Here is a 12,398-nt window from a genome sequence, read left to right as displayed (position 1 = left end):
AACAAGGTTCATTATGCACGGCTGTCCCATTAAAAATATGACGTTTACCGAGCGTAGCGAGGAATTTCCTGCAAGGTTGCACGATCCCATTAAAATGCGACCATTAAAATCATATCAAGAGTTGAGACTCCCGAGCCAGCCTTTTTCTGTAGGCGCCTAATGCTCATATCCTTAAATTTCTTTTTGTATTTTCTAATCTGTTCAAAATAATATGCCGAACCATCGCCATATTTTCAGGAGCATGATCTTTGCGTACGCGAGAATCATCTTCACGTAATGTAACGTCCAATGATAATTAATGCGTTAATTCAGATTGTGCCAATTTGCAGGAGATTCCTCGCTACGCTCGGAAAGACGTCACATTTTTAATGGGACAGCGGTGGTTCATTATGGATGTTATACTCTTTAGTGCGTTTTAATGAAATACCATTACCCTAAATAGGTAGACACAAAACTTAATAATTGTGATTAACTCTTACATTTTATTTACAAAACGGATAAATATTCATGATCCAAATTGATACAAACATTCGACATACAGCAAGCTGGAAAGAAGATGTTATAAAAAATATTAAAATGATACATTCCCAGAATCAATATAAAAGCTAGAGTATTCAAGATGAGGTAAACGATTTAAAAACTCGGATTGATTAATGCAGGTAAAGACATATTGACCTTTATTAACATGCAAATATTCTAACAGGGCATTTTTATGTTGTTCATCAAGTTCAGCTGGAACATCATCAAATAAATACAAGCAATCACCACTTAGAAGAGTTCCTTGCGCCAATTTTAATGCAATCAATATAATTTTTTGTTGACCACGAGACAGTACCTGTTTTGCTTTTGTCTCGTCACTGTATATTAAAATATCTGCTTGATGGGGACCGGATTGAGTGTATTGTTTGTGAAGATCACTGGTGAACTGCTCTGCAAGTACCTCCATCAGAGATCGCCCGGTATTTTTTTTATCCCATCCCTTGTAGTATTCAATAGAACAGGACGTGTTAGTTAATTGTCTTAATGTATCGTAAAAAATAATTTTCCATCTTTCGAAATATTCGTGTCTGAGCATATCCATTTGATTAGCAAGTTGATCTAATTGCTGGTCCCAGGGGATAAAATCTTGATATGATGAACGTTTTTTTAAAAGTGCATTTCGATGCTTTATCACCTTTTTATAATCTTTCCACAGTGACAGGTAATTATGTTTCACGTGAAACAACCCCCAATCCAATACGCTTCTCCGAACGGCGGGGCCTGCATCAATGATTTGGAATATATCCGCATAAAAAATTTGACAAGGTAAAGCATAGGCTAATTGACTGGTACTGTAGCAAAATTGATTGTTCAATTTGATTTGTGTTGGTTGTGAAAAAGATTTTTGAATACTGATGGTTGAGTTATCAGTACAACGAGAAAAAACCGTCAGTGCAGGGTGGCCCCGAGCGATTATAGGCGAAATTTCGCGAGATCGGAACGAATGACCACAGCTCAGCAAATACAAAGCTTCAAGAATGGAAGTTTTACCACTTCCATTCGGGCCGTATATAAAATTAAAGTGTTGATTGAGTAATAAATGGGCTTCAGAAATATTTCTTAAATGATGAATTTTAAGATCAGCTAAAATCATATTTTCATTGGCATGATAATGTATTGATAATTATCATTTTGCAAAGACTCGATTAAAATACTGCTGTCCGTATTCGACATGGACATTCGAATCTGACCGTCACCGAAATGATTCAATACATCGAGTAAATAGGTCGCATTCAAACCGATTTTTAACTCATCACCCTGAGTTTCAGCCACCAGAGTTTCAACCGCTTCTTCCTGTTCATTATTGTTGGCAATCAAAGTTAGCTGACCGGATTGTAAATGGAAAAGTACCGCTTTGGATTTCTCATGAGCCAAAATAACAATTCGCGCCAAAGATTTTTTTAAAATAGCACAATCAATGATAATCTGCTTATCCTGCTCTCTGGGAATTGCTTTAGAATAAGGTGGAAAACGTGCTTCAATCAATTTGGACATAAAAGTAAATTGACTGCTAATCAATTTAAAATGAGATTTTCCTGCAGCCAGCAAAACATGCTCATCACTAATGCAATTTAATAAACGTAATAATTCCTGAACACCTTTTTTGGGTAACAAAAGCTTATACTGACTAACATTATCACAAGAGTAACGACAAATTGCCATTCTGTGTCCATCAGTTGCAACTGCAGAAATTTGATGGGGTTCAAATTCCAAAAAGAGCCCGTTAAGAAAAACTCGAACATCCTGTTGCGACATGGCAAAATGGGTTGATTGTAATAATTGAAGCAAGACCAGTCGTGGTATTGATAGTTCAACCTCGTTGCACTCATCTTCACTTAAAGGGTAATTTTCAGCGGGTAAAGTAGTCAACTTGAAGGAACTGCGTCCTTGTTTGATCGATACAATCCCGTTATCAAAAACAATATTGGGACTGGTATTTTCATCGAGAGATCGGATGATATCAATGAATTTTTTTGCAGGAACAGTAATACTCCCTGAGGTTTGATTAGACTCACAAGAAACCTGAGCAGAAATTTCAATTTCTAAATCTGTAGCGGTAACATGAAGCAAACCATCAGCCAATTTTAATAGAAAATTGGATAAAATAGCCAAAGATTGCTTTTTATCAACAGCACCAGCTACAGTAAGCAAAGGAGCGATGAGATCTTCTTTTTTTATAGCTAACTCAAACACGATAAACCCCTTATCAAGAAGATAATATACGCATTAAATTTTTATAATCTTCGGCAAAATCACTATCATCCTGGACAAGTTCTTTAACTTTTCTGCAGGCATGAATAACCGTAGTATGATCACGACCACCAAAATGATCACCGATTTCAGGCAGGCTGTGATTGGTTAGCTCTTTGCTCAGAGCCATCGCCATTTGTCTTGGTCTGGCAATAGAGCGGCTACGACGTTTAGACAGTAAATCAGCAACTTTAACTTTATAATATTCCGCTACAGTTTTCTGAATGTTTTCTATGGTCACTAATTTATCTTGCAATGCCAATAGATCACGCAACGCTTCATGAACAAACTCAATTGTGATCGGTTTCCCGGTAAAATGTGCATTAGCAATAACCCGACGTAATGCTCCTTCCAGCTCCCTGACATTTGAACGTATTCGTTTCGCAATAAAAAAAGCTACTTCATAGGGAAGTTCAATATTCGATTGCTCAGCCTTACTGATTAAAATGGCAACACGGGTTTCCAGCTCCGGTGGCTCGACAGCAACAGTAAGTCCCCAGCCAAAACGAGATTTGAGTCGCTCTTCCATACCCTCGATTTCTTTAGGATATCGATCACTGGTTAAAATTATCTGTTGTTGCCCTTCAAGCAAAGCATTAAAGGTATGGAAAAACTCTTCTTGAGAGCGATCTTTACCTGCAAAAAATTGAATATCATCAATAAGTAATGCATTTAATGAACGATAAAAGCGCTTAAATTCATTAATGGAGTTGGTTTGTAATGCTTTAACCATATCTGCTACAAATCGTTCTGAATGTAAGTAAAGGACTTTAGCTTCAGGATTATTTTTAAGGATATTATTACCAATAGCATGCATTAAATGGGTTTTACCCAATCCAACACCACCATAAATAAACAATGGATTATAGGCGTCACCGGGACGCTCTGCGACTTGCATTGATGCAGCGCGGGCTAATTGGTTTGAGTTTCCTTCAACAAAACTATCAAAAACGAATTTTTTATTTAAATGACTGCTCTTGTAGTCAACGGCTTTTTTATTGACCGGTTTGGGTGCGGTATTGGTTGTAGGAGAGACAGTAGTCTCAACAACTGAGGCAACGGGTTCAGCAGCCTTGCTTCCGATCTCTATAGAAACAGATTTTATATTGTCACCGCAAAACTGATTAATCAATTCTTCAATGCGAGAAAAAAAATGCTTTTTTACCCAATCAACTACAAATCGATTAGGCGCAAGTAAAACTAAACGTTGCTCATCTGTATGAGCTTGCAAAGGACGCAGCCAGGTATTGAATTGCTGAGCAGAATATTCATCTTGCAATAAACCTAAACATTTTTGCCAAACAGTATCTGACACAACAAAACTCCTCATTATATAAGGGTGGTAAAAGAGCAATACAACTAATTACCCACAGCAATAAATAGTGCCATTGAAAGCACCTGTACAGCAAGATAATTAAATAGAATAAATTAAAGATTCAATAAAAGATTAAAATTATAAATTAAAACTGAGCTTTAAATAATAGATGATTAAACCTGCAGATTATACTCAGCCTTCAATAAAAGGCAAAGTTATCCACAAAAAAAAAGTAAATAAAACCCAAAAAGAACTAAAAAAATAGATGTTCTTAACCATTCTCAAGTCGAATTAATAGATAAATCAGAAGAATTATAAGCTATGGATAACTGGGGTTTTAAAGCGGGTATAAGTTGATTACAAATCAGAGAATAGTAATTCGTCAGAAAGAGCAAACACATTAAACACAGCCATAAAGGGAACTTATAAACATCCTAAATATCGATCTAATCTATTGAAATTAATAGTTAATTTAAGGTTATCAACAGATATGGTGTTTACTTATAATAAAAATAAGTTTTTTAAGTATATAAATTTATATTAATTACGTGGAGCTTTTTGGCGTCCAAAAAAATCATTTTTACAACGAATATGTAATTCAGCTCGCATTTCTCTTTCGTTGTAATTCAAACCTGATAACAATAATGTTCAACACATCCAGAAATAATAAATCAAATCTACACAGGGAGGCGATTATGTCCCGAATACAAGATGCGGCGATAAAGGACAATATTGAAGAAGTAGAGAGCTATTTGGAACTTGGAGATAAGATTAACGATTTGATTTAGCAAAAAAGCTAATAGACCATGGAGCAAACGTTCATTACATCGATAAAGAAGGAAAAAGCTATCTACATAAAAGCAATAATACAGAACCTACTAAGTTATTATTAGCCCACGGTCTGAAAAAAAAAAACAAGAGGACAATTATTCGAATTCACTCGAGAGAAAGATGTGAATAAGACGAGGTTTAATAATACTATATTCAGTGTACAAATTAAGAGTTAGTAAAATGGGAACGGTTTATACACACGCAAAAACGAATCAATACAAGAGTTTTGAACAGGAAAAAATAAACATAAGATATTGATCTTAAATAAAATAATAGAAATATCAACAGGATTGAGAATGCTAAATATAATAAAAAAATAAATAATTTAAGAAATATATTATAATTAACAACCTCGCAAAATAATAAAATGCGCCAAAAAATAAACATCTTTCTAATTTGACAGTGGAAAGAAAGTTATCTATCATTGCCAACCTCATAAATTTATATACAGGTTCATCATGAAACGCACCTTTCAACCAAGTAATTTAAAACGCAAACGCGATCATGGTTTTCGTGAGCGTATGGCAACTCGTGCAGGTCGATTAGTAATTAAACGTCGTCGTGCTAAAGGACGTAAGCGTTTGTCAGCTTAAGTGTTTGCATTTAATAAAACACAGAGACTGTTGACAAAAAAAGATTATGACCATGTGTTTGAACAGGCAAAAAAAATTGTAACGACTGAATTTGTTGTATTATACAGAGCCAATAATCTTGGTTATGCCCGTCTAGGGCTGGCGTTATCAAAAAAAATGATATCAAAAGCCCATGATAGAAATCGAATAAAACGTCTTTTGCGAGAAGGATTCAGAAAACAGAATCTGCCTGCAGTCGATATGATATTTCTAGCAAAACAAGGTGTGGCACGACAAACAAATTCAGGCATAAATACCCAATTGAGCAAAACATGGGAAAAACTAATTTCATACTACGACAAATAGTATGCATTCCAATAAAAATATATCAATTTTTGATTGCCCCATTGATTAAACCATGCTGTCGCTATTATCCTAGTTGTTCACAGTATGCTGAGAGTGCAATCAAACAACATGGCATAACGAAAGGCATGTGGATGGGATTTAAACGATTATTACGATGTCATCCCTGGTCGCGTGGTGGTTATGATCCGGTACTCCCTAACGATGAGAAGCTTTAATGGATATTAGACGTATAATATTATATATGGCGTTAGCCTTGGTTGGTTTATCACTTTGGAACGCCTGGCAGGCGGATTACCCAGCAAAAACTCCTGTTGCAATAGAATCAACCAGTCAGTTGAACACTGATGGTCATTTATTACCCCAAGTAACTCCTGGTGACTCAGAACAAAGCCCACTAAATCCATCTGTTGAGCAACAAGCAAACAATGTTATGACGAAACCTGAACAATTGATTCAGGTTAAAACGGATGTTTTAGACGTTGCCATTGATTTAAAGCAAGGAGACATAGTTAAAGGACTGCTTCTTGATTATCCTTTGAGCGTTGATGATAAAAATAAACCATTCCCTCTTTTACAAAATCAACCTCAAGAACGCTATGTAGCGAACAGCAGTATTTTTGTTGCAAAAGACCAATCCGTTCAATCGCTCAATTTTGGTTTTACTTCAGAACAAAAAGAGTATCAGTTACAACCTAATCAAGATCAATTAATCGTTACCCTTGAAGGGAAAAATGAAGATGGGTTAACTGTTAAAAAGGAATTTATTTTTACTAAAGGCAGTTATTTAATCGATGTACAATATAAAATCATCAATAATGGAACAAGTGATTGGAAAGGCTATTTAAACACGCAATTGTTGCGCAGTTCACCCCAGGAAGATAAATCCAGCATTTTTCATGTTGGTTCTTATACTGGAGCATCCTATTCTAATCCTGGATCTCATCGTTATCAAAAAGTTGGTTTTAGCGATATGCATAAAACCAATCTTGATGTTGATGCCAAAGGCGGTTGGATTGCCATGCAGCAGCATTATTTTTTAAGTGCCTGGATCCCTTCCAGTTCAAGTGAAAATAAATTTTACACTCGAGCAATTAATGGTGATTACACTATAGGTGCAGTAAGTCAACCTATTACCATCAAGCCAGATGAGCAAAAGAACATAGGTTCCAGGCTGTATGTTGGTCCTGAAATTACCAGCGTTTTAAAAGGCATCGCTCCTTCTTTGGATTTAACCGTTGATTACGGAATCCTTTGGTTTGTTTCTTCATTGCTGTTTTCATTGATGAAGGCAATTTATAATCTTGTTGGAAACTGGGGCTGGTCTATTGTTCTGGTTACCGTCTTAATTAAGCTGGCATTCTACCGGCTTTCGGCAACCAGTTATAAATCAATGGCTGGAATGCGTAAATTACAACCCAAACTGCAGGCTTTGCGAGAGCGTTATGGCGATGATAAAGCCAAAATCAGCCAGGCAACTATGGAACTGTATCGCCAGGAAAAAGTGAATCCTTTAGGTGGTTGTTTGCCTATTATTATTCAAATTCCTGTATTTATTGCTTTGTATTGGGTATTGCTGGAAAGTGTTGAGTTAAGACAAGCTCCCTTTATTTTCTGGATTAATGACTTGGCTTCAGCTGATCCCTATCATGTTCTGCCGCTTATTATGGGTGCGACAATGTTGGTTCAGCAAAAATTAAACCCAACACCGCCGGATCCTATGCAGGCAAAAGTAATGATGTTCTTGCCAATTCTATTTACTGGTTTGTTCTGGAGTTTTCCATCCGGATTGGTGTTGTATTGGATAGTGAATAATACCTTATCCATTATGCAACAATGGTACATTACCCGAAAATATTCAGACGACAAACCAGCCAAAAAACTGGTAGCAACAGCAAAGTAAATGTCTGAAGATACCATAGTAGCAATAGCTACCCCACCAGGAAAAGGTGGGGTAGGCATCATCCGATTATCGGGTGAAACAGCTTATTCAATTGCAATAACTCTTAATGCTAATAAAGCACTGAAACCCAGATTGGCAACGTACTGTTCTTTCTATACATCAGATAATGAGTTAGTTGATCAGGGCTTAATGCTCTATTTTAAGGCTCCTCATTCTTTTACCGGTGAAGATGTCGTAGAAATTCATGGACATGGTTCACCAGTTGTACTGGATATGCTCATTAAAGAATGTGTTGTTTTGGGTGCTCGCCTAGCAAGACCTGGAGAGTTTTCAGAACGAGCTTTTTTAAATGATAAAATCGATTTGACCCAAGCTGAAGCAATAGCTGATTTAATCAATTCAAGTTCACAAACTGCAGCACGTCTGGCATTACGTTCCTTGCAAGGCGAATTTTCAGCCAAAATTAATCAATTAAATGAAGAACTCATTTATTTGCGCTTGTATGTTGAGGCTGCAATTGATTTTCCTGAAGAAGAAATTGATTTTTTAAATGATGGAAAGGTATCAAATTTACTTCAGGATTTGCTGGAGCAACTGACTGTAATACGATCCCAAGCCAATCAGGGCGTGATTTTACATGAAGGTCTTTCTGTAGTTATTGCAGGCAGACCCAATGCGGGTAAGTCTACTTTAATTAATAATCTTGCAGGTCGGGATGTCGCGATAGTTACCGAGGTTGCAGGTACTACTCGCGATGTCATGCGTGAACATGTATTATTGGATGATATTCCTTTGCATATTATCGATACAGCAGGATTAAGGGAAAGTGATGATTTGGTTGAGCGAGAAGGAATTAGAAGAGCTTGGCTTGAATTAAAACAAGCTGATTGTGTTTTATTGGTAATTGATGTGAATGATCCCGAGCAACATGAATACATTTCCAATGAAATAAGATCGGAATTACCAAACGATGTCCCCATAATAACTGTGTTTAATAAAATTGATATGAAGAACCTCTCTGCTAAAACAGAGAACAATACCGTGTATTTGTCAGCCAAGTCAGGCTATGGCGTCGATGGTCTAAAGACTTTAATCAAACAAATGGCCGGTTATCATCCCAATGAAGGCCAGTTTTTAGCGAGAAGGCGTCATCTTCAAGCTTTGGATGAAGCTCAAAATCTACTACTCACCGGACAAAAGCAATTAACGGAGCATCGGGCTGGGGAATTGTTAGCAGAAGATTTACGTCTTGCTCACCAAGTGCTTTGCGAAATTACAGGAGAATTTACCTCGGACGATTTATTGGGAAGGATTTTTTCCAGTTTTTGTATTGGTAAATGAACCAGTTCACTCTAATCGGTGCTTTTAGTCTGCGCTTGTGAACAGGCGCAGTATTTATTAGCTCTTTACATTACAAAAAAACTGTCTTGCCCGCGCAGGCGGGCAACCATCCCTCAAAATAATCCGATACCCAAATCAAGCAAATGGGGATTGTTTTGCCCGATAAGATTTGTTTTTCATTGTCAGTTGCATTTCTTGATAAGTTTTTCTCTTAATCTCTCCTTCAACTCGCTGACACACTTCATATAACCTCGCTTTTAGCGTTCGGGATTATATGATTTTCATTTTGTCAGCGAGTTATCTTAATTGATCTCAGTGCCAAACCTGAAATGGTTGCCCGCTTGCGCGGGCAAGACTGGATTTTTTCATGTACAGAGATTTATTGGATAAAATACTGAAATCAAGCAAGAAAATGATTTTCTTCTGTTCACCTCAATTCTAAAAACCTACATCTTTATTCTTAAATATTCACCCGTTTATGAACGTTTCATACTGCTGAAACTCACAAAACAATGTGTCAAAAAACAATACAAAAAGACTTGTCAAATGCAAAACCAAGTGTTAACGTACTATAAATAAAACTTCCTGTATAATTTTTGAGAGTTGTTATCATGGTTTATTCGAAGCAAAATGCAGCTGTACGTAGGGACAAACATCAGTTCTTCTCCGAAATTCCTTCCATTGACACTCTCCAATTAAAATTTAAAGCTACTGATCAACGCGCTGAAACGATCGGATACAGTTTTTTACTGCAGAATAAGCATTTGCTCGAAGCCGAATTTACTGAAATGTTTCACATCTTAAAAAATCAAGATGATGAAAAAAAAGAAGTTTTTTGGATCTATTGTTACTATTGTGCCTCTTTGCTGGAAGCTTTTCATAGTGCTTACCTGCAACCAGGAAAACAAGCTGAATATGCTCAAATAAAGGTACAAATTAAAGAGCGCCTGATTAATAAAGTACAGCATAAAGCTTCAGAAGCGGCTTTTATTGATTCACTATACAACTCTTACCTTGGCAGTTTTCGCAATTTGGTGAACTCCCCTTTTCATGTATCGCAAATTCGTGATTATGTTGCGTATGCGAATCTGTGTCGAATTTACTGGGCCTTTTGTCGTATGACACTCACTCAGGGTTTGACTATGGCAAAAGATTTGCATCTCATAGAAAAACTGGATGTTTTACTCGGTACACATACAGATGTAGACAAGATTATTTCTGTTTTTCAAGCGCCTGTAGGCGTCATTAATTTCTTTAGTGTAGGATTCTTTCTTATACGATTGATGATTGATGGTGGTTTGTTGATCAAGCATACATTTTTTCCATCTGAATTGGAGAAAGGAGCAAAAAATGGTTGTGATGTCACCAAACTGGATTATTTGCCTGGTGCTGCCAGCATTGAGCCTTACAGAAACAGTTACATTCTGGTTCGGGATGAAGACCATGATAATGTACAGTTATATTATGTCCCTAAAATTGGAACTCCCCTAAAGCTAACCGTTAAGGATCCCAATAAATTCAAAGATGAATTGCTGAGTAAATTAAATGAACACAGCACAATCCGTTTAAACGCTCATGATGTTAAGGAATTGATTACAGCCCAAACGGGTCATGTTCCTGAAATTACAACCGCTTTTGAACGGTTTACCAATGAGCTTTATAAACGGCATTGTAATTTTGCTAATGACGTGGTTTGGGCAACAGTTAACTGTTTGTCCAATTTTAATAATTTATTCAATATTTCAGGACCTGTCGCAGGCTATTTAACGGCGGTATTTCTGACCTTTGACGTATGCATGGCACTGTATAAGTGTAAGTTAGCCAAAGAGGAGTATTTGACTAAAAAATCTCAATATCTTTTGGAAATTGACGATTACAATAATCCAAATTTATTTAAGAAATTGACAGATGAACAACGACGTTTGCATATTGAAATGCTCAATAAACAGTTATCGGAACTTGAGATCAATTGGCGGACTAAAGAAGCAACCTTTTATTTTGTAGCTGCTGCAGCTGCTGTGTTAATGTCAGGATTTACTGTCGCAATTTTAGTCAGTCCTCCTATGCTGGTGCTCGCTTCATTTTTTGTTTGTACTGTAGCCGTAGCGATGTATCTTTCAGCTGGAGCCTATTCACAATACAAAGAAAAAAGCCTCTACTTGGAACAAGCTCAATTAACGGGTAAGCAACTTCCAGTAGCTTATAAGGAATATGAAACCGCTCGTAATGATTTTATCTTTAATATGGCTAAAAATACGATCATGCCTATGGTATTGATAACTACTTTTGCGATTTGCTGGCCTGCGGCGATTGCCCTAACAGCCATGTATCTGGGATATGAACTTTACCATGCTTATGATCAACATAAAGACACTCTTGCATCCCGCCAATTGATGGACGGAGAGGAAGAAAACCAGGGTTTTCTTCCTGGCAAGAGTTAAGCTTCAGGGTACATTGCTTTAACGGCAGCGATATCTTTTTCACTTAAGTGGGTTCGCTGCCCAATTTCTACTCCATCAGTTAATGGGATAATGGTTTTTTCACCATTTTTGGAAAAGGCAAAGCTACCGTAGTGCATGATTGATTGATAATCATAATAACCAAAATCTTTACCGTCGGTTAATTGCTGTTCAAAATTGTGCTTGTATTTCTCGTCAATATTCTCCCATACGATACGCACATAGGAGTTTCTGTCTGCTCGTGATTGTTCATGCCATAAACCAAGAGCATGGCCAATTTCATGTACCGTATTCATAGTGGTACACCGTGGCGCCAGATTAATTTCCTGTTTACCTCCCTTTTTGCCTACATATGAAGAACAGGTTGTACCTTCCGCATGGATGAATGAAATATAATCACGGTGTTCGTAGCGATTTTTAGAGTTTAACTCTAAAAACTCCAGATGAGTGTTTTTTTGCCAATGATCGATTGCTTGATAGATGGCTAATTTGTTCATAAAGGGTAAATCTTCAGCTACCTCATAAGGAACAACTCCATTAGGCCAACGCGAGCCTCCTGCTTTTGGAGTGATAATGGCCCCCTGAGCTTTTAAATGGGCTACCTTTCCAATAAGAATATCCCCTTCAACTACCGCAAATTCATTAATTTGTTCATAAATAATATCACGGTTGCCCAATATTGGATCGGCAATAGTAACATGTCCATGATGTGCCGCATATGATGAAGAAAAGAACAAAACAGAACCAATAAAACAATGCTTCCTTAAAAAATATTTCATAAAAAATCCTTATTTTTGAAATAATCCAGGATTAGTTTATTGAAA

The 12,398-nt window shown here is 36.8% G+C and carries 10 protein-coding genes; 6 read left to right on the top strand and 4 right to left on the bottom strand.

Annotation, left to right across the window (positions count from 1 at the left end):
• Positions 1-571: 571 nt before the first annotated feature.
• The 3 genes from recF to dnaA are packed head-to-tail and all read right to left on the bottom strand — an operon-like array spanning position 572 to position 4,105.
• Positions 572-1,633: a DNA replication/repair protein RecF gene (gene recF / locus ELY21_RS00645; RefSeq protein ID WP_127105913.1), complete on the bottom strand. Its 1,062-nt coding sequence runs from the start codon at positions 1,631-1,633 to the stop codon at positions 572-574.
• Positions 1,630-2,733 carry a DNA polymerase III subunit beta gene (gene dnaN, locus ELY21_RS00640; RefSeq protein ID WP_127105911.1) on the bottom strand — a complete coding sequence of 368 codons (1,104 nt, stop codon included), beginning with the start codon at positions 2,731-2,733 and terminating at the stop codon, positions 1,630-1,632. Before dnaN ends, recF begins: the two co-directional genes overlap by 4 nt.
• A gap of 13 nt (positions 2,734-2,746) precedes the next feature.
• Positions 2,747-4,105: a chromosomal replication initiator protein DnaA gene (gene dnaA / locus ELY21_RS00635; RefSeq protein ID WP_028382935.1), complete on the bottom strand. Its 1,359-nt coding sequence runs from the start codon at positions 4,103-4,105 to the stop codon at positions 2,747-2,749.
• Positions 4,106-5,394: 1,289 nt separating this feature from the next.
• On the opposite strand from dnaA, the gene rpmH reads away from it, so the two are divergent.
• The 6 genes from rpmH to ELY21_RS00605 all read left to right on the top strand — a co-directional run bounded on the left by rpmH (position 5,395) and on the right by ELY21_RS00605 (position 11,556).
• Entirely contained in the window at positions 5,395-5,529 is a 135-nt protein-coding gene (gene rpmH, locus ELY21_RS00630; RefSeq protein WP_006869475.1) for a 50S ribosomal protein L34, read from the top strand.
• Positions 5,530-5,874 (top strand): ribonuclease P protein component, encoded by a 345-nt coding sequence (rnpA, locus tag ELY21_RS00625; protein WP_127105909.1) that lies wholly within the window; start codon positions 5,530-5,532, stop codon positions 5,872-5,874.
• Positions 5,841-6,089 (top strand): membrane protein insertion efficiency factor YidD, encoded by a 249-nt coding sequence (gene yidD, locus ELY21_RS00620; RefSeq protein ID WP_127105907.1) that lies wholly within the window; start codon positions 5,841-5,843, stop codon positions 6,087-6,089. Before rnpA ends, yidD begins: the two co-directional genes overlap by 34 nt.
• Positions 6,089-7,774, top strand: coding sequence for a membrane protein insertase YidC (gene yidC / locus ELY21_RS00615; protein ID WP_127105905.1), 1,686 nt, complete (start codon positions 6,089-6,091; stop codon positions 7,772-7,774). The genes yidD and yidC overlap by 1 nt, the downstream gene beginning before the upstream one ends.
• Positions 7,775-9,115 carry a tRNA uridine-5-carboxymethylaminomethyl(34) synthesis GTPase MnmE gene (gene mnmE / locus ELY21_RS00610; RefSeq protein WP_127105903.1) on the top strand — a complete coding sequence of 447 codons (1,341 nt, stop codon included), beginning with the start codon at positions 7,775-7,777 and terminating at the stop codon, positions 9,113-9,115. It begins immediately after the preceding gene.
• 611 nt (positions 9,116-9,726) lie between these two features.
• Positions 9,727-11,556: a hypothetical protein gene (locus ELY21_RS00605; protein ID WP_127105901.1), complete on the top strand. Its 1,830-nt coding sequence runs from the start codon at positions 9,727-9,729 to the stop codon at positions 11,554-11,556.
• Here ELY21_RS00605 and legP read toward each other — a convergent pair.
• Positions 11,553-12,353 carry a Dot/Icm T4SS effector Zinc-dependent metalloprotease LegP gene (gene legP, locus ELY21_RS00600; protein WP_127105899.1) on the bottom strand — a complete coding sequence of 267 codons (801 nt, stop codon included), beginning with the start codon at positions 12,351-12,353 and terminating at the stop codon, positions 11,553-11,555. The genes ELY21_RS00605 and legP overlap by 4 nt on opposite strands.
• Positions 12,354-12,398 lie beyond the last annotated feature (45 nt).

This window comes from Legionella sp. km535, from assembly GCF_003990085.1.
Lineage (GTDB): Bacteria > Pseudomonadota > Gammaproteobacteria > Legionellales > Legionellaceae > Legionella > Legionella moravica.
Note: the sequence above shows the minus strand (reverse complement) of the source record. Positions and strands in the feature narration are given on the sequence as shown.

Coding starts and splice junctions, on each gene's coding strand:
- yidD (WP_127105907.1), top strand. CDS start 5,841: ATGGGAAAAACTAATTTCATACTACGACAAATAGTATGCATTCCAATA.
- yidC (WP_127105905.1), top strand. CDS start 6,089: ATGGATATTAGACGTATAATATTATATATGGCGTTAGCCTTGGTTGGT.
- rpmH (WP_006869475.1), top strand. CDS start 5,395: ATGAAACGCACCTTTCAACCAAGTAATTTAAAACGCAAACGCGATCAT.
- ELY21_RS00605 (WP_127105901.1), top strand. CDS start 9,727: ATGGTTTATTCGAAGCAAAATGCAGCTGTACGTAGGGACAAACATCAG.
- legP (WP_127105899.1), bottom strand. CDS start 12,353: ATGAAATATTTTTTAAGGAAGCATTGTTTTATTGGTTCTGTTTTGTTC.
- mnmE (WP_127105903.1), top strand. CDS start 7,775: ATGTCTGAAGATACCATAGTAGCAATAGCTACCCCACCAGGAAAAGGT.
- recF (WP_127105913.1), bottom strand. CDS start 1,633: ATGATTTTAGCTGATCTTAAAATTCATCATTTAAGAAATATTTCTGAA.